Annotated in this window: 20 protein-coding genes; 19 read left to right on the top strand and 1 reads right to left on the bottom strand. The window is 48.5% G+C overall.

The window, feature by feature from the left end; translation table 11 throughout:
* The first annotated feature begins 87 nt into the window (after positions 1 to 87).
* The 11 genes from ACFSW8_RS09000 (at position 88) to ACFSW8_RS08950 (ending at position 14,320) form a co-directional block, all read left to right on the top strand.
* The gene (locus ACFSW8_RS09000) at positions 88 to 477 is read left to right on the top strand and encodes a DoxX family protein (protein ID WP_377178020.1); all 390 of its coding nucleotides are present in this window, start codon (positions 88 to 90) and stop codon (positions 475 to 477) included.
* A 234-nt stretch (positions 478 to 711) separates the two neighbouring features.
* Complete coding sequence (locus ACFSW8_RS08995; protein ID WP_377178018.1) at positions 712 to 2,298, top strand: esterase/lipase family protein; 1,587 nt, start codon at positions 712 to 714, stop codon at positions 2,296 to 2,298.
* Positions 2,298 to 3,335 carry a lipoprotein N-acyltransferase Lnb domain-containing protein gene (locus tag ACFSW8_RS08990; protein ID WP_377087386.1) on the top strand — a complete coding sequence of 346 codons (1,038 nt, stop codon included), beginning with the start codon at positions 2,298 to 2,300 and terminating at the stop codon, positions 3,333 to 3,335. The genes ACFSW8_RS08995 and ACFSW8_RS08990 overlap by 1 nt, the downstream gene beginning before the upstream one ends.
* A gap of 273 nt (positions 3,336 to 3,608) precedes the next feature.
* Complete coding sequence (locus tag ACFSW8_RS08985) at positions 3,609 to 4,229, top strand: 3D domain-containing protein (RefSeq protein ID WP_377087385.1); 621 nt, start codon at positions 3,609 to 3,611, stop codon at positions 4,227 to 4,229.
* A gap of 155 nt (positions 4,230 to 4,384) precedes the next feature.
* Complete coding sequence (gene nth / locus ACFSW8_RS08980) at positions 4,385 to 5,035, top strand: endonuclease III (protein ID WP_377087382.1); 651 nt, start codon at positions 4,385 to 4,387, stop codon at positions 5,033 to 5,035.
* Positions 5,036 to 5,297: 262 nt separating this feature from the next.
* Positions 5,298 to 6,080 (top strand): MotA/TolQ/ExbB proton channel family protein, encoded by a 783-nt coding sequence (locus ACFSW8_RS08975; protein WP_377087381.1) that lies wholly within the window; start codon positions 5,298 to 5,300, stop codon positions 6,078 to 6,080.
* Between the two features lie 96 nt (positions 6,081 to 6,176).
* Positions 6,177 to 6,641 carry an ExbD/TolR family protein gene (locus ACFSW8_RS08970; protein ID WP_377087380.1) on the top strand — a complete coding sequence of 155 codons (465 nt, stop codon included), beginning with the start codon at positions 6,177 to 6,179 and terminating at the stop codon, positions 6,639 to 6,641.
* Positions 6,642 to 6,661: 20 nt separating this feature from the next.
* On the top strand, positions 6,662 to 7,123 hold the full coding sequence (locus tag ACFSW8_RS08965; RefSeq protein ID WP_377087378.1) for an ExbD/TolR family protein: 462 nt from the start codon (positions 6,662 to 6,664) through the stop codon (positions 7,121 to 7,123).
* Between the two features lie 131 nt (positions 7,124 to 7,254).
* Complete coding sequence (locus ACFSW8_RS08960; RefSeq protein ID WP_377087376.1) at positions 7,255 to 10,320, top strand: tetratricopeptide repeat protein; 3,066 nt, start codon at positions 7,255 to 7,257, stop codon at positions 10,318 to 10,320.
* A gap of 79 nt (positions 10,321 to 10,399) precedes the next feature.
* Positions 10,400 to 11,344 (top strand): Mul1B family putative transporter subunit, encoded by a 945-nt coding sequence (locus ACFSW8_RS08955; protein WP_377087375.1) that lies wholly within the window; start codon positions 10,400 to 10,402, stop codon positions 11,342 to 11,344.
* Between the two features lie 129 nt (positions 11,345 to 11,473).
* Entirely contained in the window at positions 11,474 to 14,320 is a 2,847-nt protein-coding gene (locus ACFSW8_RS08950) for a tol-pal system YbgF family protein (protein ID WP_377178016.1), read from the top strand.
* Positions 14,321 to 14,399: 79 nt separating this feature from the next.
* Here ACFSW8_RS08950 and ACFSW8_RS08945 read toward each other — a convergent pair whose 3' ends face one another.
* Positions 14,400 to 14,675, bottom strand: a complete 276-nt coding sequence (locus ACFSW8_RS08945; protein WP_377087371.1) for an HU family DNA-binding protein — start codon at positions 14,673 to 14,675, stop codon at positions 14,400 to 14,402.
* Between the two features lie 227 nt (positions 14,676 to 14,902).
* On the opposite strand from ACFSW8_RS08945, the gene ACFSW8_RS08940 reads away from it, so the two are divergent.
* From ACFSW8_RS08940 to atpD, 8 genes are all read left to right on the top strand, one after another.
* On the top strand, positions 14,903 to 16,249 hold the full coding sequence (locus ACFSW8_RS08940) for a YiiX/YebB-like N1pC/P60 family cysteine hydrolase (protein ID WP_377178014.1): 1,347 nt from the start codon (positions 14,903 to 14,905) through the stop codon (positions 16,247 to 16,249).
* A gap of 244 nt (positions 16,250 to 16,493) precedes the next feature.
* Positions 16,494 to 17,375, top strand: a complete 882-nt coding sequence (locus tag ACFSW8_RS08935; protein WP_377178012.1) for a F0F1 ATP synthase subunit A — start codon at positions 16,494 to 16,496, stop codon at positions 17,373 to 17,375.
* A 92-nt stretch (positions 17,376 to 17,467) separates the two neighbouring features.
* On the top strand, positions 17,468 to 17,659 hold the full coding sequence (locus tag ACFSW8_RS08930) for an ATPase (protein WP_377087366.1): 192 nt from the start codon (positions 17,468 to 17,470) through the stop codon (positions 17,657 to 17,659).
* Positions 17,660 to 17,753: 94 nt separating this feature from the next.
* On the top strand, positions 17,754 to 18,284 hold the full coding sequence (locus tag ACFSW8_RS08925; RefSeq protein ID WP_377087365.1) for a F0F1 ATP synthase subunit B family protein: 531 nt from the start codon (positions 17,754 to 17,756) through the stop codon (positions 18,282 to 18,284).
* 46 nt (positions 18,285 to 18,330) lie between these two features.
* Entirely contained in the window at positions 18,331 to 18,723 is a 393-nt protein-coding gene (locus tag ACFSW8_RS08920) for a F0F1 ATP synthase subunit delta (protein WP_377087364.1), read from the top strand.
* 61 nt (positions 18,724 to 18,784) lie between these two features.
* The gene (gene atpA, locus ACFSW8_RS08915; RefSeq protein ID WP_377087362.1) at positions 18,785 to 20,317 is read left to right on the top strand and encodes a F0F1 ATP synthase subunit alpha; all 1,533 of its coding nucleotides are present in this window, start codon (positions 18,785 to 18,787) and stop codon (positions 20,315 to 20,317) included.
* Positions 20,318 to 20,403: 86 nt separating this feature from the next.
* The gene (gene atpG, locus ACFSW8_RS08910) at positions 20,404 to 21,300 is read left to right on the top strand and encodes an ATP synthase F1 subunit gamma (RefSeq protein ID WP_377087360.1); all 897 of its coding nucleotides are present in this window, start codon (positions 20,404 to 20,406) and stop codon (positions 21,298 to 21,300) included.
* Between the two features lie 179 nt (positions 21,301 to 21,479).
* On the top strand, positions 21,480 to 22,946 hold the full coding sequence (atpD, locus tag ACFSW8_RS08905; RefSeq protein ID WP_377087359.1) for a F0F1 ATP synthase subunit beta: 1,467 nt from the start codon (positions 21,480 to 21,482) through the stop codon (positions 22,944 to 22,946).
* The last annotated feature ends 1 nt before the right edge of the window (position 22,947 follow it).

Raw genomic sequence — 22,947 nt, 5'->3', positions numbered from 1 at the left:
AGGACAAGGGGGAGATCTAGGTTTATCTTTAGGGATAGAAGTGTGATGTTGATGTGTCAGGCTTCCGATGAACCAAATGAAGAGATTATGAAAAAATTACCTGATATTGCAGGGGTTCTTCTCGGGTTGGCTTTTGTCACCTTCGGGTTGAATTTCTTTCTGAAATTCATGTCCACAGGGGGGGCTCCACCAGAGGGGTCGGCTGCAGCAATGTTCTTTGGGGCGATTGTTCCAACGGGGTTCTTAACTTTTGTGAAGGTGCTAGAGATTGTTGGAGGTATTCTAGTGGCAATTCCTAAGACCCGAAATATAGGATTATTGGTGTTAGGGCCAATAGTCATAAACATACTCGCAATTAATCTATATGTGATCGGTCACGGGGCTATATTTAAGCCTCCAGTGATTGGCATTTCTGTGCTTGCAGCCTATTTACTTTATGCGGGGCGTGAGAAGTTTCTCGGTTTACTCAATAGCTGAGATTAGCACTCTCTTGTAAGTGCTGGGCTTGACAGTTGTCAGGTCTGGCATTTTTTTGTTTGAGGGTAGCTGTCACTGATGGGTGGTTGACGATGGGGTGAGAATTCTCTACATGATTGTTAGGTTATGAGAATTTTAGGTAGCATTCAGCGAGGTTTTAGCGGGGTGGTGCTTTGTCTGGTGTTGACGCAGTGTGGTGGTGGGATTCATGTGAAAGAGAGGGATGAGCCGGTCGTGAAACTGAGCACTTTTCGCAAGGAATTAGGTGAGGGGGAGGCGCTGCAGCTCTATGATGTCGTTCATCAAAACATATTGTCAGCACGAGGTTATGAGAAGAGGGATCCAGAGAGGGCGATAGCGATCTATTTGCATGCTGCGGAATTGGCATGGAGATCGCGTGAGGAGGCATTGATTCCTCTCTACAACCATGCGGTTGGTCAATCTGCGGATTTGTTATTGTCTAGAAGGGTAAGGCAGGGGGCGAGATTTACTTTAGCCCACAGGGAATATACCGTGCGCTATGATGGGGCGGGGGAGAATATTTTTCCGGTGGCGGATTTTGACGATTTGATTCCGGTGGATTGTATGCAGCGTAGCGGTATTCGGTCAGAAGTGAGCCAAGAGGGTGTGGGGGCGGCGATGGTGGCATTGCATGGAACGATGGGGGAGAAGGAGAATCCTTTTGTGAGTCCAGTGGGTGGGGATTTTAATCTCACGGCGTTACTTGCGTTCACAGAGTCGGGAGAGGCTGTGTTTCGGTTTTATGACGTGACAAAGTGTCATTCTGCAAAATTTTGGGGGAGAGAGAGGGATCTGAACATCAATTTAACAGCAGCCTATTATATGGTGGCTGAGCGAAAAAGCTCTGGGGCTGGAGCTTCTAAGATCATGGGTGTGTTCAGGCCGATGCGCTACTCTGGGAGGATGGGCTTGTATTTAGAGCCGCGGTTTGATCCTGACAAGATACCTTTGATTTTGGTGCATGGTTTAGTGTCGAGTCCGATGACTTGGGCAGATCCGATGAATGAGATCATGGCGGATCCACGCATTCGGGCGAACTATCAGGGCTATACCTACTATTATCCTACAGGTTTTCCCACACGGATGACTGGAGCTAAGTTGAAGGAAGATTTATTACGTTTGGAGGCCTATGCGAAATCTCGCGGAGCGTCTGATAGAGCGGATAAGATGGTGATTTTTGGTCACAGCATGGGGGGCTTACTGACTTCGATGAATGTAAGGGTGTTAGACGAGAGCAGCTGGTCTCGTATTTCGAACGAGCCGATTGATGCATTGCCTACATCGGATGTTATCAAGGACGACTACAAGATGATCTTTGAGGTGGATCAGCCGAAAGGGTTAAAGCGTGCGGTATTCATTGCTACGCCGCACAGAGGGAGCAATAAGGCCAATACTTGGTACGGGGGTTTTGTGGCGAAGTTGATAGAGATACCCACTAACTTGGTTCAGTTGAATTTGGTTGCTATGACTCAGTCGATGACTGACTTGGGCAAGACTTTGTTCAATTCAGAAGCTCCAGTTAATAGCATGAAAACACTGCGAGAGGGTAATCCGGTATTGCAGTTTGTAGTCGATCGACCGATGGAGCCTTATGTCACGTATCACTCGATCATGGGGGATCGAGGTAAGGGGGATACTCCAAATAGTTCAGATGGGATTGTACCCTATAGCAGTTCGCATATTGATGGAGCTGAGAGTGAGTTGATTGTGCCCTCTGGGCACAGTGCCCACAGAGACCCTGCTGCGGTCAAGGAGATGCAGAGGATCTTATTAGAGCACTTGGATAAGAACGGATTATAATGATGGATGAGTCGCGAATGGATTGGCGTGCTGTATTGGCTAGGGTGTTTCGGTACCTCAGCAATGGGGTGTTAGCTGTGTATGTGGTGTATTGGTGGGGGGCGGTGTTCTATGATGGGCCGCTGGGGCAGGCGAATCTTTGGAATGCTCTGTTGGCGTGTCTATGGCTGGCTGGAGTGGTGGTGTTATGGAGGAGGCTAGCGTTGAGATGGCAGAGGGTCCTGAGTGTGTTTGGAATGTCGCTTTTGGTGATTATCCCGTGGAGTTTCATTCAACCGTCGAATGACAAAGAATGGGCAGAGGATTTTGCTGAGACCGGGACAGTGAGCGTGGATGGAGATGTGATTACTTTTCACAATTTTCGAGATTTTGATTACACGCGAGATGGGGAGGTTACGCCGAGGTGGGTGACGCGGAAGGTGCATTATTCTAAGCTTCAGGGGTTAGACATATTTCACGATCGCTTTCTCGGGAATTTGATGGCGCATCCGATTCTTTCCTTTGATTTTGGTGATGATGGTCACATTTGTTTAAGTATTGAGACGCGCAGGGAGAAGGGGGAGACATTCAGTCCATTTGGTGGGCTCTATAAGATGTTTGAGTTACAGTATATTTTTGCCTCTGAGGAGGATGCTGTGAGGGTGCGGACGAATATTCGTGAGGAGCCTGTGTACTTGTATCGTTCTGCAATTCCTCTTGAGGAGGTACAGCAGCTCTTTTTGAGTTCCATAGATGTGCAGAATCATTTGGCTGAGCACCCGCAGTTTTACAATGTGGTGAATGCGAACTGTACGACGAGCATTCGGAATCAGATTCCTGAGGACCGGAGATCACCATTTGATATTCGGATGTTGGTCAACGGTTTACTTGACCAATACCTGTATCAGAAGGAGGCTATAGTCAGTGAGGGCTTGAGTTTTGAAGAGCTTAGGGAGCGGTGTTTGATTGATGAAGTTGCTCGTGCTGCCCATGACGATCCGCAATTTTCTCAGCGCATTCGCGAGGGGCGTCCGGGGCAAAATAGGGGGGCAGATTGAGAAAAATGCAGATGATTGAACGGGGTTATCTAGTGATTCTTTCAAAAAAAAATAAGAAATTGTCTATTTTCTAAAAAGTCGCGCTAAGCCCTGTAGGTATTGGGGTTTCTGCGTTTAAAATTTTAAAGAATCGTGGGTGTGATTGGATTGTGTTCTAAAAAAAGATTTGCGCGTGAGGGTGGGCGCCCTTAGAAGTCGCCGCGAGCAGCAATGGGACTTGTTGATTATCAACATTTCGCGGGTTGGCTCTAACGAATTCTAAGTTACATGATAATGAGCAACTTATTTTTTAGGACAGCAATGGGATTGATCGCGAGCATGGCAATGACGAGCTGTGCATTGGACGCGACGACTACGACAAAAGTGCAGAAGGGGATGCCTCACCCTCCGTGTCCGAAATTGGTGGCGAAAGATTTTGGTCGTCAGAAGGACAAGCATGGGATGACGACATACAAGCACGATGAGCACCGTCGACACGTGCGTACGACATCGTACTCTCACATGGAGAAGGAGAAGGGATGTCATGGCCTCAAGAGTGCAGCAGGCTGTCAGCTTAAGTACACCAACAAGGTGCGTAGTGCGGCAGCAGACTGGTCGGTGTACCCGATGGGGACGAAATTCAAGATCAAGGGGTTACCTTATGTTTATGAGGTGAACGATTACGGTTCGGCTCTGGTTGGTACCAACACCATTGATTTATTTAAGCCGAATCTTTCGACTATGAGGAAGTGGGGGACCCGCAAGGTAGAAATCACTGTTATCGAGTGGGGTTCCTACGAGCAAAGCCGCCGTATCTTGTCTGGTCGTACTCGCTATAAGCACTGCAGAAAGATGCATAGCGCGATAGTGAAAAAGTTGAACACTGGCCAAGTGGCTAAGCTCGAGAATTCTTAAAGTATTTATTTTGTTGCTTCACCAGCATGAGTGGTGGGAGCTATTTCATAGCAGATACCGCCGGTCTGAATGGGTTCAGACCGGCGGTATTTTTTTATCTAAGAATGCGTTGTTTGGTAGCTTGCAATACGGGGGGCTTGACGTATGCATGATGTATGTTGAAAGCAGAGAGAGCGGCCTGGGTGATGCAGCGGTTGGAGGAGCTTTATCCGGAGACTCCTATTCCTTTAGATCACACAGACGCTTATACCTTGCTGGTTGCGGTATTGCTCTCGGCGCAGTGTACTGATGAGAGGGTTAATCAAGTGACGCCAGCTCTCTTTGAGTTGGCAGATAATCCTGCTGATATGGCCCAGCAGGAGGTGGAGGCGATTCAAGAAATTATCAGACCTTGTGGTTTGTCACCGAGGAAGTCTAAGGCGATTCATAGGTTATCTCAGATTTTGATTGAGGAGCACGGTGGGGAAGTGCCGCAAGATTTTACTGCATTAGAGGCCTTACCTGGGGTGGGGCATAAGACTGCTTCTGTGGTGATGGCTCAGGCTTTCGGGGTGCCTGCCTTTCCTGTTGATACTCATATCCATCGACTGGCCCAACGCTGGAAGCTGACAGATGGAAAAAATGTCGAGAAGACAGAGGCTGATCTTAAGAAGCTTTTCCCAGCTAAGAGCTGGAATAAATTACACCTTCAGATTATTTTTTACGGTCGGGATGCATGTACAGCAAGGGGGTGTGACGGGACGGTTTGTGAAATTTGTCGGACGCTCTTTCCGCGTCGCAAATCGCCGGTTGTGACGAAAAAATAATTTAAGATGTTTTAAGTATCACAGCTTGTTAGGGTTAGGGGAGAATTTTTTTATGGCATTGGTGGTGCGTTAGATTGGTGCTGTAAGTGCCGTATTTTAAGCAGATTTTAGGGATTCTTGGGGAGAATGGTGGGAAGGTTACGGATAATTTCGCAAATTGTTTCTTTACTAGGCGCGATCGATTCGCAGAATCACGACCCTAATATGATTAAATAGATCATATTGCACACACCTAGATTCACGTACATACACGATAAAAACCATGAAAAATCTTGCGACTCGACCGCTTAGAACCGCCGGACTAACACTTATCACATCGATGGCAGCGACAGCGCCATTGTTCGCACAGGATGCCGCCCCTAAAAAATCCAGTGCATTGGACGCTTACCTTCTTGATGGTGGTCCACTGACAATCTTCATCGTAGCTGTAGGCTTGCTTTCCTTGATTGGTCTCAGCGTATACAATTTCATTAACTTGGGTAAGGCGAAGTTCTGTCCAGACGATCTGAAGGCAGCGCTTCACGATCACATGCTCAACTGTCGTGTCCGTTCTGCGATTGAGCTTGCGGCATCGCATCCATCCTACCTTGGTCGCATGCTTGCGTACTCACTTCCTAACATTGATGCGACACAGCCAGAGACACTTGGTCGTGACGGTGTGGAAGATGCGATTGCTGATTTCTCTATTAACGAGAACCGCAAGCAAATGATCTGGATCAACTTGGTATCCTTGGTTGCACAATCAGCACCGATGCTTGGACTTTTCGGTACAGTATTTGGTATGATTGCAGCGTTCGCGACTTTGAAGGAAGCGGGAGCAGAGCCATCAAAGCTTGCGGGTGATATTTCCGTAGCGCTTTTGACTACCATGTGGGGTCTTGTTGTAGCGATTCTTTCTGTGATCGCCTACTTCTTCTTCAAGTCACGCTACAACAACCTTGTAGCTGAATGTCACCAGACAGCTGAGGAGCTTCTCAATGCTTCTGTACAGACTGTGAATGGTGAAGCTCACCTTGCTAAGATTCCTGAGGGTCTTGCCGTTTAGTCTCTTGAGTGAGACCGGTCGAATAGGTGGCGCGGCTGGCTAGATGTCGCTGCGCCAGGTCTCCGAAGCTCGTAAACTACGAACCCAGGAAAAATTATGTCAGATAGACTCAGAGCACTCAACGGCAAGGAAGACGAGGAGTTGAAGATGGACATGTCACCGATGATTGACATGGTGTTCCTTCTCCTCATTTTCTTCATTGTGGTGTCCACACCGATGGTGGTGAAGATGGATGCTGAGGTGAAGCCTTCTGTTGCTTACAATGCGAAAGACCCGGAGGATAAGCACGGGCGTATTGTAGTCAATGTGCGTGCAGATGGCACCATCTATCCCGTGAATGTGGAGGATGGTGTTCTCGAAACAGAAGACGATATCACTGAGTATGTAAAAGAACTCAAAGAGAAGTATGAGAACCAAGGTTTTGATCCTCGCTTGCACTTGCGTGGGGATAAGGACTCGGTGTTCAAGCACTCTCGAAAAGTGATCAAGGCGGCAGCTCTAGCAGGAGTTGATAGTGTTATTTTCGCAGCATATGACTTCGAGAATAAGAAGGCTCAATAACCTCTAAATAGTATCCAGATATGTCCAGACGTAAACAAGGACTAGTACCTGAAGATGATGAACCAGAGTTGGATATCTCGTCATTGATTGACGTGTGTTTCCTTCTATTGATTTACTTCATGGTAACGGCCACTATTCAGCCGCGTGAGAGTGATCTTGGGATGACATTGCCATCTCAAGCTCCATCCGACACGCCGCCGGAGATTTCACCGATGTTGATCGAGATTCAAGACGATGGTTCGATCATGGTGAATAAGGAAGAGCGACTTGATTTGGCAGCCACTGGTCAAAAGAGAAACCTTCCCTTACTCGAAGCTCGCCTAGGAATTTACAAGGACGGTGCCACCGCCGCCAATACCGACCCACTTGTGCAGGTAGCTGTACGTGGAGAGGCCCCCCATCAGTCCGTCATTGATGTTCTCAACTGCTTAGTTGGACTAGAGATCCAGAAAGTGACTTTCACGGATTTCTCAAACAACTAGCACTTTTGCTAATGAATTTCTCAGTAGTAAGGTTATACTACTAGTCTTAGCATTAGGGCCTGAATTTCAGGGCGCTTTCCTCGGATAGCGTCCTTTTCTTTCAAACTCATTTTCAACACACCTACATTTTTATGAAAACTCACCGCACTTTATCAATCGCCCTGACGATGGCATCAGCGTCACTCGTGGGGCTCGCGCCGCATCAGGTGCAGGCACAGGATATTCAAGAAGCTGTGCCACTAGGCATTCAAGCCATGGAGGCCCAAGAATGGGAAAAGGCCCATGGAATATTCAAGAAGCTCGTCGAGACTTATGGAGAACGGGGCAAAAATTTATTTGGCGGCAAGTTTGGTCGTATCTACCACTTCAAGGGGTTTTGTGAGCTAAAGTTAGCAGCTAAGCTCAACAGACTTGGGGGGGATGATAACCTGGACAAGGCCATGGATTATTATGAGATGGCGAAGGTATCCTATACCGAGTGTTATAAGTTACCATCTGATGATCGGGGGACAAATCCGTTTCACAAGAAGTCACTTCTCTACAAAGGTCAGGCCTGTCAGGGGGGTGAAGAGTATAAAGAGGCAATCAATGCCTACAAGAAGTTCTTGGCTGAGCGTGAAGAGCGCGACAAGTACAACCCGGGGATGTTCAACATCAACATGGCTATTTGTCACTTCAAGCTTGAGACTCCTCAACTGAAGCAGGGGATTACCTACTTTGAGACAGCCTTGAAGAACAAGGATCGTTGGAAGACACCGGATGCTGCGATTGTGTCTGCTTTCCAAGCTCTGACCAAGGCGGTGATTCAGGCGAAGAACGAGCGCGCTTTGGTTGATTTCCTTAACCAGAATCGTTCAGCTATCACGCTGAAGCCATACCAGATGGTTCAGTTTGGCCCGTTTTTCCAGAAGCTTGCTACAGAAGCTTTGGAGGCTGACATGCAAGAGGCAGCCTACAATCTCTTTGCGTTGATTCCAGGGACGCAGGTAGCGATGAGCGACCTTCAGGTGTTGAAGGAAAAGTTGGCTCTTTACCCACGTCCAGGTCTGAAAGATGGCACGGCGTTGATCTACAAGGACCAGATTGATAAGTGGTATAGTGAGCTCAAGACTAAGGACCGTTCTGGTGATCCACCAGAGGTGTTGGCATTGACAGCTTTGGCATTCACGCACGAGTCCAATGGAAATACGCGTGGTGCATTTGGCGCATACGAGCAACTTGAGCTTTACTTTGGCAAGTCACGTCGTCGCGAGGAAAACCTCTACAACTTGGTGAGAACTTCATCTGTCATTAGCGAGGTTTTCATCACTGAGAAGTACGGCCAGATCTTTTTGAAGAACTTCCCGCAGAGTGATTACTGTGAGTCGGTTCGTAGCATGATGCTCTCTTCACTCTTTGCGAGTGGTGAGTACGAGAAGTGTGAGGCAGTTGCTGAGAAGATGATTGGAGAACTTCCGAAGCCATCATTGCAGCACGATGTTTGTCTTCACGTGTTAGGTGGCTCAAAATTCTACCTTGGTAAATTTGTAGAAGCGCATCCTTTCTTGGAAGAGCATCTTAAAATGTATGAAGACAGCCAGTTCCGACTGGCCGCGAGTTATTTCGAGGCATCGAACTTGTCTCAGCTTCAGATGTGGGCGCAGGCGGCTGTGAAGTTGGACGCATTCCTTAAGAAGTATCCAGATCCAGCTGAAAATATGTTCTTACCATTTGCGCTTTATGATCGTGCAAATGTGCATTTCTCTGAAAGTGAGTACGAGCCAGCATTGGTGCATTTGAACCGGATTGAGACTGAGTTTCCTGGGTCGAACATTGAAGATGCTGCTTATAACCTGAAGGGGAATATCCTTCAGAGCCAAGGTCAGCGCGATCAGGCGAAGGATTACTATTTGAAGGCCTTAGAGTTGGCTGAGCACCGTGATAACCCGATGATTGCGGGTGAGTCGCTCTACTACTTGGTAGCGCTACTCGGTGCTGAGAAAATCGATAAGGAGCCGAATCCGAACATGAAGGATGCTCTTCCATACTACGATAAGTTCTGGAAGGAACATCAAGATTCACCCTACAAGGCACAGGTTGCGGTGGCTGGTACACCTGCATTGATTGAAGCTGGTCGCTATGAAGAGGCGCAGAGTAACCTTCAGGGTGTGATTGCAGAGATGGCGAAGAGCGAGAACCCAGCGGGCCTCGAAGGGGCTATCGGTTCCTACACAAAGTACTATCTGCAGGGCTTGAAGAAGCAGGGCCTCGACGCGGGTGCTGCTGCTGACAAGCTGAAGGATCATTACTACACCTTCCCAGGGATCGACTCGAAAGACATTCGAACATTGGCGATGTTGCGCATTGCGGTGATTGGTGTCTACGAAGACAGTCTCAAGAGTGCGCAGAAGGAGAAGGATGAGGCATTGATTAGCCGTAACCAGGCACGCATCAATACCGCATTCAAAGACTTGAAGTCAGATGCACGATTTGAGCCAGCGAAGCTTTCTAACTTCGTATTGGTACGTATCGGTGACTACCTTCGTACCAAAACATCTGCTCCACGCCAGGCACTTCCTTATTATCAGGAACGCCTCAAGCGTCCACAGCAACAAGGACGTTCAAAGGCTGAGTTTGGTGTCGCTGACATCTATGGTCTAGCTGGAAGTAAGTCTGAAATGGACACCGCGATCGAGATGATGCGCGATGTGGTAGCAAAGAATAAGGACAGCAAGAAGAACCGCGACCAAGCGCTTTCACGGATTGTTCAGATTTATGCGAAGCAGAGCAATTGGGATAAAGTGATTGAAGAGGGCAAGGCATACCTCGCAGGATACAACAAGGACCGCACTAAGGTTCAGCAACTCATGGCTAAGGCTTATGATGAGAAGAAGATGTATGCTGAGTGTATTGCAACGAATATGGGTCTGTTTGCTTCTAATACCGCCAACTGGGCTGTTTCCGTTCCTGCGATTGGACGCGCTACTGAGTTGATGTGGGATCATGGAACTGCCAAAGATGGTAAGTCCAAGCAGCAGGTCGCTTATGAAGTTGCTGGTAAGTACATCAACAGCTCACGTGAGGCATTTGATAAGAATAAAGATGAGATGCCTGATGAGGTCCGCACTGCGTGGCAAGATATCGACCGACGCGTCCAGAAATGGGAGGGCAGTGGCACTATCCAGACATTCGAAGACATGAAGAAAGCACAGCAATAAGTTTGCGAGTGATCCAATGAACCAGGCGCTTGTTCCAGAGAGCGGGCGCCTCACCTAACCACCATTTAGAAATAAGATTATGAAATTATTAACCATGATCATGGCTGCAGTTCTGAGCCTTTCGATCTTTGCCAGTGCGCAACAACCTGAGAGAACCGTGATTGAAGGGATTCTCATTATGCCCGATGATGAATACGAAAAGGTATTTCTCATGGGTGCCACGAAAGCGAGCATCTTTTATGTGAAGAATATTCGTGCTGTAGATGTAGACAGTAAGCGTCGCAGTGAAGTTGCTTCGGTTTATATTATGGAGCCGAAGGAATACACTGAGGCGATGGCGCTTTATGAAGACCGCAAGTATAGCGAGGCATATACGAAGTTTGGGGAAGTGAAGGAACGTTATAAGAAGTTTCAGCCACTTCCTGACAACCATCACACCTTAGCTGGTTTCTATCAGCTCGAGTGCTTGCGCAAGCAATTCAAGACGGCAGAGTTGGTGAAGGCAGTCGCTGACTATCGTACAGAGAATCTGATTCGTCCTGACTTACTTCAGCAGGTAGAGGTCTACAAATTCTGGGAAGCGATGAATGCCAAGTCTTGGGCGCGTCTTGACCGCCTTGCTGGCGAGTGGAACCAAAAGCGTGTTCCTATTTCGCAGCGTGCGCAGATTGATTTCTGTCATGGCCAGGCACTTGAGGGGCTTGGTCGTAAGACTGATGCCTTGAACGCCTATGCACGTGCCATGACCGCTGACTTCACCAAGTCTGAGGAGATTGTGCGTAAAGCGTCACATGCGGCACTTGGTATCTACAAGTCCATGCCTGAGGTGCAGACTGCGATGTCACTTTGGAAGACAGAAGATGAAGATATCTATTCCTCTGGCTACCGTTTATTGTCAGAAGCTAATGCTTTGGCACGTCTCTACAACAAGGCGGGTCTTGGAGCCGGAGTTGCGCTGCCGGCCGAGTATAGTGATTTGTTAAAATTCACTCCTGACAATGCTCCTGGTGTGGCTAAGCCATAATTGAGTCACAGGACTGATGCAGGCCTACTTGAGGATATTCTCAAGTAGGTTTTTTTGTGTTTAGGCAGTTGAAGCAACTTGCTGAATGCATGGGCCTATGAAATGGTTTGTTTAAGACGTTATCTAGATATGAGAATTTATCCTGCATGCATGTTGCTTGGTGCTTTATTGATGGCGCAGCCATTGATGGCTTTGGAAGTGGAGGATGCCAAGTTGCGGCGTGCAGTTGGGTTGATGCAGAATGAGCAATGGCAGTTAGCCTATGATGTGTTTTCTGAGATTGATACCTACGAGCAAGCACAAGGAGTGTCGGAGGGAGTGTATGGGAAGTTGTTGTTCAGTATGGGCTTGTGCCAAATGGAGTTGGCGCAGCGCGCAAAGGGGGATGAGAGAAAAGCGCTTTTTAGGAAGGCTTTGGTGGAATTTCAGCGTTGTAGAAACTTTGTGGGAGCACCTGGCGATGAGAACCCCTACCTACGCAGGGCTTTGCTACGGATGGGAATGTGCTATCAAGCATTGGAAGATTTCGATGCGGCCTACGCAGCTTATTCTCAATTTCTATTAGAGAGGAACCAGCTTGTTGATCTCTATGATCATGGCAGCCTTCTGATCAATGCTGCAATATGTGCTGCGCGTAAGTCTCAGCCAGAGGCCAAAGCTGCCGTTCAGTACCTAGCAGAAGCTATAAAATTGCGCGAGAAAGGAGAAATTTCAACGACTGCGCTGACCTTGAGTGTGATTGAGGTTGATGAGGCATTGGCAGGAATAAGTGAGGAGCAGCAGAGTCGGATGCTGGAAGGATGGTTGAAGGAGTTGATGACTGAGGTTCAAGAAGATGGTGTGTATAGGCGCTTGTTAGCCTATGCGTCTGCAGAGGCTGAGCGTGGTGATCAGGGTGATGTGATGCGTGTTCTGGATTCCTTACCTTGGATAGAAGGGGGTGTTGTGGATTTTGATGCAGAAGTCGATAGTGCTTTGTTAGTTGCGAGTGTCGAGCTACTGGCGAAAATTTCGGGGGGAGATGAGCGTCTGAGACACTATCAGAGTTTGATTGAGCATTTTGCGGGTGCAGAGAGGGTGGAGTCATGGTTGTACCAAGTGGTGCTGGCAGCTGTCGCGTCTGAGAAGCGCGGAGTGGCATCGGAGGCAATCCGTTCTTATTTAGAGAGCTACCCGGAAGGAGCCTTTGTCAGTGAGGTGAAGCTCATAGAGTTGAGTAATGCCTTTGATTCGGGTGACTATCAGAAGGCGGCAGCTTTAGCTGAGAGCTATCTAGCTGGTGAAACCCGTGAAGGTGTTTCAGAGGAGGCTGCTCGGTATTTCCTGTTCGCATCGGCTTTTTACCTAGCGGACTACTCTCGCTGCTTAGAGCTTATTCCTGGTTTTTTGGAGCGTTATCCGGAGAGTGATTACCTCGGGCGTGTGGCCTACTATCAGGGGGTGAGTATGGCGCGCCTAGGTTATGCTCATGAGGCTCAGACTTTGTTGGAGAAGGTTGAGGGGGATGGGATAGCTGACTATGCTGCGTATGAGCTAGCCTATCTCGATTTTGAATTCGCTCAGTATGAGTCGTCGCAGGAGCGTTTGCTTGGTTTGCTTGAGGGAGAGCTTGAGCCTTCGCTTGGTGGGCAGGTACAACTATTGTTGGCTCGCATCCAAGCGTTATTGAGGCAGAGAGATGATGCTCAGGAGACTTATCTCAAGGCGCTCGAGTTAGCGCGCTCGAGTGGAGACTCAGATTTAGAGCAAGAAGTGACTTACCATTTGATAGCTTTTCTGGGGCGAGAGAAAATAGGTGGTGAGCCTAACCCGCATATGGATGCATGCATTCCGTATTATGATGGCTTTTTTGAGAAATTTACGGATTCAGAATTTGCATCACAAGTCGCAGCAGTGGCTTTGCCCGCATTGATTCAAGTCGGTGAAGGTCAGCGTGGTATTGAGCGTTTGGAAAGTGTCTTGTTTCAGTCGGTTGAGCAAATGCAGGAGGCTGGAATGCGAGAGGCTGGGAGTGCTCTCATCTGGGGGAAGATTGATTTGGGGTTGAAGCCTTCTGCCTTGCGCAAGAGTCTGTTGGAGGAGGGCTTGGATTCTAGTTATGCTTTAGTGAAGTGGTTTGCACTCATTGAGGTCTACGAGGCTGGGTTGGAGCAAGCTCAGCTAAGTTGGGGGAGGAAGCTGAGGTATGATGCTATTGTGCGGGAGCTCTATGCTCAATTAGTGCTGCATTTAGGTGAGCTGTCAGCTCCGGCGTATTTGAGGCGTGCGGTGGGGGATTGGTATCTTGTGAATGATAGATTCCCTGAGCGTGCAGAGCCTCAGTTTTTGTTAGCTCAAAAGTCTTCGTTGATAGCGCAGCAAGAATGGGCGCAGCTTGGAGCAATTCGGGCGCGTCGTGTGTCGGGAGATGTGGGCGCTGCAAATTCCGATCTAATTATGTTAGGCGAATTGATTGCCCGGTCGCAGACACAGCCAACTATGTTAGAGCGCGTGCTATATGAGAAGATCGAGTTGTTGGCATTGGTAGAGAAATGGGATGATCTAACAACGGCTTCTAGAGATTACTTATCAACTCGTAAGTTAAGTTATCAGAGGGCGAGGGTGTGGTATTTATTGGCGAAATCGTATGATTTGAGGGGTGAGGTGGAAGATGCGATAGCCAATTATTCGAGAGTTTTTGCGGGTTACACTAGGGTTTTAGGGGTTTCTGCGCCCTCGGTTGAGCGGCTTAGCGAGTTAACTTGGGAGAGAAATTTACCGGGGGAGGGGACAGAATCTAGTGACAAGCAGGTAGCCTATCAGTTAGCACATCGGTATTTAACGATGGTGGGGGACTATCCAGAATGGGAAAAGCAATTGCCTGGGGTGAAGGAGTCGCTTGGGAAAATTCGTCAGAATGTGACTGAGTGGGAAGCGAGTGGGGAAGTGATTTCTGTGGAGCAGATGCTCAGGGAGATGCGTCAAGGTAAGCGCTAGAGTAGTGGTGTTGACACAAAAGAAAAAACCCTATCACTGCGTGAGTGATAGGGTTTTGAAAGCCTTTAAATAAAAGGGATTAGAGAGATGCTTTAAGCGTGGAAGAAGCCTTGAAGCCGACAGTTTTTGATGCCTTGATCTTCATGGATTCGCCAGTCTTAGGGTTGCGGCCCATACGAGCTGCACGCTTCTTCACTTCAAATGTGCCGAAACCGATAAGTTGGACTTTTTTGTCTTTCTTAACGCCTTTAGCGATGGAAGTGAGTACTGCGGAAAGAGCGTCTTCTGCTGCGCGCTTAGTTGCGTCTTTCCCGAGGTTCTTTTGGATTGCTTCTACAAGTTCAGCTTTATTCATAGCGCTACACTTTTCGCCAAGTCCTTCGCATTTGTAAAGTTAAAAGAGTAGAAAAAATCCCATATGGTATAAGGGTTTTTGGCTTGCCAAGTTCTCGTTATCCATTGTAGGTGACCACTTTTTGGTTGATATATCAGCGTATCTCATTTGTTAGATTTTGTTATATGGATCTATATTTAGCTTATGAGTTGACATGATGATTTGTTAAATTGAGAGTGGATATCAGGATGTCGTTACAGCCCAACAAGATTGATCCGGTATTAGAGTTGGTGGTATCAGCTACGAAGGGGATACCGCACAGGTCTGAGTTGGTAGAACTGTTAGATGATGTGAATGCGGCGCAGGATCGCGGGTATTTTTTACCTGACGAGGATGAGAGGTTACGAGACAGTTACCGTCAGTATTTGAGGTTGAGGGCGGTATTATTGGGGTGTATTGCGGATTTGGAGCCACATTATTATGACGAGGACGATTGGGAGAATTGTTTAAGGTCCTTTGCGGTGGCGTTTACGGCGGCATGTGTGTTGATGCGTGCGGCTGAGTATATTGTAGATTTAGCGGGGGATCATTTTTTGGTATGGAAGAAGTTGGATGAAGCGGAGCAACGGTATGGTATAGAGCGCGGGAGTTATACGCGGCTCTACAAGAGTTTGACATCGCCGCGGCGGATGTGGCGGTTTTATGAGGCGACCTTGTTTTGGGAGCTACACGCTGATGAGATTATGGGATTGAGGGAAGAAGGGGGAAGGATGCAGGAGTTGATAGAGGTATTGGAGGAGGAATTGCCATTTATTCGGCGTTCCAAGACGGGGTATTTAAAGCGTCAGTTGCAGTACCGGGTATTTTCGTTCAAGAGGCGGCATCATTCTGGATATCGGAAGGTAATGTTTCAGTTATTTAGGATGAGTGGGAGGGTGATAGCGGAGGTGAAACAGCCTGTGTTGGCGATTCAAAAGTCAGGCAAGCGAGTGACGCCGCGGGTTTTGGCTAAGGCGTGGTCGATTCTCCAGCCTGGAGATGTGATTATCACGCGTCACGATGAGGCGATGAGTAACCTTTTCTTGCCGGGGTTTTGGCCGCATGCTGCATTTTATATAGGAAGTCAGGAGCAGCGGGAGGCTTTGGGGATAGAGGAGGTGACTGCTGAGGGGGTGAATGTGGTGGAGGCGAAGAAGGATGGGGTGCATTTTAGGGCTCTGACTGAGACCTTGGCGGTGGATGCGTTTACGATATTGAGACCGACACTTGAAAAGGAGCGTGTGGCGGAGGCGGTGCGTTGTGCGATGAGTCATGCAGGAAAGCGCTATGACTTTGTGTTCGATTTCAGACAGTCTGACCGGCTGGCGTGTACTGAGGTGGTGTATCGGTCCTACCAATCAGGGGCGGGGGTGGACTTTGAGCTTGAGGAGAAGGCGGGGAGGTTGTGTCTGTCGGCGGAGGGTTTAATGAATCAGGCGATACGGATGGGGGTGTTTGAGCCAGTGGCTATCTATGGTGTGGATGGAATTAAGGTGCACACTGGTGAGCAGGCGCAGTTGCGTCTGGCGCGCAGTTATGCGGCAAATTGGGGCTGAGCATAGGGGTGACTTTGGTAGGAGGACGGTGTAGCTAGGGATTCATCGAGCTGGGTTGAAAGGACTTCAATTCTTAAGTTCTCCTAACAATGGGCGAGTGAAATGCTGTCTCAGAAAAAAATGTGGGAAAGTGCTTATTTTCAGAGGGTTAATCTGACTTTGTGAAAAATTTCACAAATAGGCTTGCTCGGTATTGACGTGGGGGTTATTGAGCACTCGCTCGCCGTGATGGCGATTTAATTCCATGGCTAAGAAAACGACTTTCCTATCATTGATTCTCCTATTTTTCACAATGGGCTTTGCAGTTGCTGCAGGCGAAGGAGGAATGCCTGTATTACCACCAGCTCCAGTAAGTTTGAGTGAGAAGCTTCAGTTCATCACCAACTCTTATGTGATGGTTTGGATTGCGGTGGGTGTGATCGTTCTTTTCTGCCGAGCAGGTGCTGGGAAACTTACCATGGTTCCTAAGGGGTTCCAAAACTTTGCTGAGTGGGTTATTGAATCTCTCTTTAATTTCTTCGCTGGCATTCTTGGTGATCACTTAGCTAAGCGTACTTTTTGGTTCTTCGGTGCGACTTTCCTTCTCATTATCATCTCTAACTATTTAGGTCTTATCCCTGGGGTTGGAACCATGGGGTGGGGGATGGATTCCCACGGTCACTTCGCGCAACCACTTCTGCGTGGTGGTAATGCTGACGTAAACATGACAGCAGCGATGGCGTTCACATTCGCTCTTCTCTGGTTCTACTGGGCAATCACAGAGAACGGCCTCAAAGGTTTCCTAGCCCACATCTTTGCTCCTAAGGGTAAGTTTGGTGGACTCATGGTTGTGGTTATGGCCTTCATCTTCTTCGTGGTTGGTGTTCTTGAGGTTATCTCTATCGCTATTCGCCCAATCGCTCTTTCCTTCCGTCTCTACGGTAACATCTACGGTGGTGAGCAGACTCTCGAGACACTCATGGCGCTTGGTGGTAAGTGGCTTGCATTCTTGCCTGCGCTCCCAATGTACCCAATCAAGCTCCTCGTAGGTGGCGTTCAAGCGCTCGTATTCACTCTCCTCTGTGCAGTATTCCTCAAGCTTATCTGTGAGCACGATCACGATGAAGAACACGGCGAAGAGCACTAAACAATTTACACACTCTCAGGAATCAGACTCATAGCATAGCGACCGTGGGGGGTTCCATGAAACAAACAACAACAAACTAGAAAACTAATATTATGTTCTCAGTATCATACGCAATCGCAGCAGCAGCACTCGGTGCAGCTATCGGTATCGGCCTCATCGGCTTCAAGGCAACTGAAGCAACTGGTCGTAACCCAGGTGCAGCAGGTCCTATCCTTACACTTGCAATTATTCTTGCAGCTCTCTGTGAGGGTATCTTCATTCTTACACTCTTCCTTGGTAAGTAATCCTGCCTCTGGAAAATAAGATTTCACTCGCTGCCGCTTTGATGGACGGCAGCGAGTTTTTCAAAAACACTCTCATCAATAAACTTTTTAGATAATGATCACTACACTCGCAGCAGGCGGTATTGTATCCGACCTCACAGAACCATTTGGCGTGAACTGGTTCCTTTTTGGAGCTCAGTTGATTAACTTTATCATTGTGATCATCGTTTTGAAGAAGTTCGCTTTCACACCAATCCTTGCGATGCTTGAGCAACGTGCTAAGCGCATTGCAGAAGGTGAAGAAAAGCTGAAGCGCATTGAGACTCAGTTAGCTGAATCAGAGGAGCAGACAGCAGCAGCTCTTGAGAAAGCTAACAACGATGCCAAGCGCCTGATTGAAGAAGCAAAAGATAGCGCAGCAGCTCTCTCAGAAGAGAAGTCACAGGAAGCTATTGCTAAGGCACAGGACATCCTCGCGAAAGCAGAAGCAACTGCTAAGGCTGAGAGCGAGAAGATGAAAGCTGAGCTTAAGTCTGAGTTTGGTCAGCTTGTAGTGGCTACTACAGCAGCTGTCACCGGTAAGGTACTTACCGACGAAGACAACAAGCGCATCAACCAGGAAGCACTCGCAAGTGTCGAGGGCTAATCTCAAGCAATTAATTTTTTCAAACGTCGATCGCCATTAACCAACCATGAAAGTATCTAAAGACGCAGCTGCCGCAGCACGCCGACTTTACCGCCTTTGTACTGCAGAGGGGAAACTCGACGAAGCTAAGTTCAGCAAAGTTGTAAAGACTGTTGCCGAGCGCAAGCCGCGCAACTTCCGTGGAATCCTTATCACACTCAAGCGTTTGCTTGAGCTCGATCTCGCCAAGAAGCACGTCACGATTGACAGTGCGGCTGAGATTGACGCAGCCACCAAGGAAAGCATTGTGAGCAAGCTCACAGCAAAGTATGGCGACGACTTAACATTCGAATACAGAGTCAACTCTGCCCTTCTGGGTGGAATTCGCATCCGCAAGGGTGATGATGTCTGGGACGGCACCGTCAAGGCCCGTCTCGACAACATTGTCAATGCGTTCTAACCAAATCCCAAAACGAATCCCACTAAAGGGTAAACAAACCAATCTAACCAATAAGTAAGCTATGAGCAGCATTCTTCAGGAACTCGAACAGGAGATCGCAAACGTCTCGACCTCCGTCGGCAAAAGTAACGTAGGTATCATCCGTGAAATCGGTGACGGTGTGGCGAAAGTTGAAGGTCTCAGCGACGTTCAGCTCAATGAAATGATCGAATTCCCAGGTGGAATCATCGGTTTGGCACTCAACCTTGAAGAAGGTGAAGTGGGTGTCGTTCTTCTCGGTGAGTATCAGGCCCTCAAGGCAGGTGACGAGTGTAAGACAACAGGAAAACTTCTTTCCGTGCCAGTAGGTGAAGGTCTTCTTGGTCGTGTAGTTGACACACTTGGTAACCCTGTAGACGGCAAGGGTGCTATCGAAGCTGCTGCTCAATATCCAGTTGAGAAGATTGCTCCTGGTATCATTAAGCGTGAGTCTGTGAACGTACCAGTTCAGACAGGTATCATGGCGATTGACGCGATGGTGCCGATTGGTCGTGGCCAGCGTGAGCTTATCATTGGTGACCGTGCGACAGGTAAGACCACGATCGCAATTGACTCCATCATTTCTATTTCTAACCAGAACAAGGCTGCTGAAGCAGGCAAGCTTCCTGGCTTCAAGCCAATGAAGTGTATCTACGTAGCGATTGGTCAGAAGGCATCTAACGTAGCACGTACTATTGCGACACTTGAAGAAGCAGGCGCAATGGACTGCACAACAATCGTTTCCGCATCTGCAGCTGACTCTGCAGCAAACCAGTACCTCGCACCCTACACAGGTTGTGCGATTGCTGAGTACCTCATGGACAAAGGTGAAGAGTGCTTGATCGTATTCGATGACCTTTCAAAGCACGCTGTAGCATACCGTCAGGTGTCCCTCATTCTTAAGCGTCCATCAGGACGTGAGGCGTACCCAGGTGACGTATTCTACCTCCACAGCCGTCTTCTTGAGCGTTCTGCACGTCTTTCACAGAATGCAGGTGGTGGTTCCCTTACAGCGCTTCCAATCATTGAGACACAGGCTGGTGACGTATCTGCCTACATTCCAACAAACGTGATCTCCATTACTGACGGTCAGATCTTCCTTGAGACTGACTTGTTCAACCAAGGTATTCGCCCGGCGATTTCTGTTGGTCTTTCTGTATCTCGTGTAGGTTCATCTGCGCAGACAAAGGCGATCAAGAAGGTTGCTGGTACAACTAAGCTTGACCTTGCTCAGTTCCGTGAGCTTCAGGCATTCGCTCAGTTTGGGTCTGATCTTGACGACGCGACTAAGGCTAAGATTGAACGTGGTCAGCGCATTGTTGAGCTCTTCAAGCAGAACCAATATTCACCGCTTTCCATGCAGATGCAGGTAGTTGTTCTCTTCTCTATGCAGAATGGTTACTTCGACGATGTGGCTGTTGAGCGCATTAAGGAGTGTCAAGCTGCACTCGAAGAGTTCTTCAACACCCGTAAGGCTGACGTTCTCCAGCTCATTGCTGATGAGAAGGCGATCACTGACGGTGTGAAGGATGCGCTTACACAAGCACTCGAAGACTTCAAAGGTACTTGGAAGTAATTTCCAATCAAAGTAGCGGACGGTAGGAGAAGCCGTCCGCTCCATTTCCTCATTCTCCACTCCACTCGCTACTAACAATTTAGAAAATGGCAAATCTGAGAGACATTCGTCGCCGCATTAAGTCGGTGAAAAACACAGCGCAGATCACACGCGCGATGGAGCTCGTTGCTGCGGCCAAGATGAAGAAGGCCCAGGATCAAGCAGTCGCAGGTCGTGGATATGCTGATGAGCTCAACAAGGTGCTGGTGAATCTCAAAGAGAACGTGGATGAGAATGCTCACCCACTTCTCGAGAAGCGCGAAGGCCAGAAGACTCTGACACTTGTCATCTCAACAGACAAAGGTCTTTGTGGTGGTTTGAATGCCAACCTTCTCAAGGAAGTGAACAACGCACACACTGGCGAGACTGAGTACGTCACTGTTGGACGCAAGCTTCGCCTCAACTTGATGAAGTCAGGCAAGGATCTCAAGGCGGACTTCGTGGTCAAGGATCCAGTGCCATTTGCAGAAGCACGTCCGATTTCTAAGTTTCTCACTGAGCAATTCCTCAGTGGTGAGTACGACTGCATCAAGGTTGCATTCAACGACTTCAAATCCACCATGGTGCAGGAGCCAAAGGTGATCCAACTACTTCCTATCGAGTCATCTGAGCTCGGTGAAAAGCAGGATTATGAAGGCGTAGGCAAAGGTGCTGTGACTGAGACTGACAAGGCTGCAGCACTTGAGAAGGAATACCTTTTTGAGCCGAGTCCTGAGAAGGTTCTCGACACATTGCTTCCGCAGTACGTGAACTTCCAGGTTTACCAGATGCTCGTAGAATCACGTGCATCCGAGCACTCTGCACGCATGGTATCCATGAAGGCTGCGACAGACAACGCGAACGAAATGGTGGCAGACCTCACCCTCGAGTTCAACAAGCTCCGTCAGGCAGCGATTACTGCAGAACTTCTCGAAATCACCACCGCTATGAAGGCGATGGAATAACGAAGTGGCGAGTTTTCAGTATTCAGTTTTCAGACTGAGCACGATGAAACGCCAAGCAAGACACGATCTTCAAAATCAAAACAGTTCAGAAGAACCAGCCAAGACCGCAACAAAAAGTCTGAAAACTGAAAACTGAACTCTGACAAACTAATTTATTAAACTGATAATACAACAAAACCATGAGTAACGTAGGAACAATCGTTCAGATCATTGGCGCGGTTATCGACGCTGACTTCTCGAACGCAGACAAACTTCCAGACATCTATAACGCTCTCGAAGTGACATACGAATGTTACGGCGAAGAAACCAAGCTTGTTCTTGAGGTGCAGCAGCACCTTGGTGACGGCTGGGTTCGCGCTGTTGCGATGAGCACCACAGACGGTCTTAAGCGTGGCATGAGCATCACTGACACCGGCGCACCTATCACAGTGCCAGTAGGTGACCAGGTTCTTGGCCGCATCTTCAACGTCACAGGTGATCTCGTAGATGAGAACGTAGCCCTTCCAAACGCTGAGAAGCGTATTGGTATTCACCGTCCGGCACCAAAGCTTGTTGACCAAGCGTCATCTGCTGAAATCCTTGAAACAGGTATCAAGGTTGTCGACCTTGTTTGCCCATTCCTCAAGGGTGGTAAGGTTGGAGCATTCGGTGGTGCGGGTGTTGGTAAGACCGTTGTTATCATGGAGCTCATTAACAACATCGCTCTTGGACACGGTGGTTACTCCGTATTCGCAGGTGTTGGTGAGCGTACTCGTGAGGGTAACGACCTTTACTGGGAAATGATCGAGTCTGGCGTTATCGCTGTAGAAAAAGACGAGAATGGTCATCCTAAAGTAAATGCTGACGGCACACCAGTGCTTAAGTCAGAAGGTTCTAAGGTAGCACTTGTATACGGTCAGATGAACGAGCCTCCGGGTGCCCGTCTCCGTGTTGCTCTTTCTGCTCTTTCCATGGCGGAATACTTCCGTGACGAAGAAGGTCAGGACGTTCTTCTCTTCGTTGATAACATTTTCCGATTCTCTCAGGCAGGTTCTGAGGTGTCCGCGCTTCTCGGCCGTACACCATCTGCTGTGGGTTACCAGCCAACACTCTCTGAAGAGATGGCAGGTCTCCAGGAGCGAATCACTTCCACTAAGAAGGGTTCTATTACCTCCCTCCAGGCGGTATACGTTCCTGCGGATGACTTGACTGACCCGGCTCCAGCGAACACATTCGCTCACCTTGATGCGCAGGTTGTTCTTGAGCGTTCCCTTGCGGAGCAAGCTCTCTTCCCGGCGGTTGATCCACTTGCATCAACTTCTAAGGCACTTGCACCGGAAGTTGTTGGTGAGCGTCACTACAAGGTAGCACGTGGTGTGCAGGGCGTACTTCAGCGCTACAAGGACCTTCAGGACATCATCGCGATTCTTGGTATGGATGAACTTTCTGACGAAGATAAGCTCTCCGTATTCCGTGCGCGTAAGATCCAGCGTTTCCTCACTCAGCCATTCTTCGTGGGTGAAGTATTCACCAACGTTCCTGGTGTTTACGTTTCTATCGAAGAGACAATCGAAGGTTTCGAGCAGATCCTCGACGGCAAGTGGGATGACGTACCTGAGTCCAACTTCTACATGAAGGGTGGCATCGACAAGGTATCCCGCGACTAAG

It is taken from the genome of Rubritalea tangerina, from assembly GCF_042683245.1.
In the GTDB taxonomy this organism is placed as follows: Bacteria; Verrucomicrobiota; Verrucomicrobiia; order Verrucomicrobiales; family Akkermansiaceae; genus Rubritalea; species Rubritalea tangerina.
Note: the sequence above shows the minus strand (reverse complement) of the source record. Positions and strands in the feature narration are given on the sequence as shown.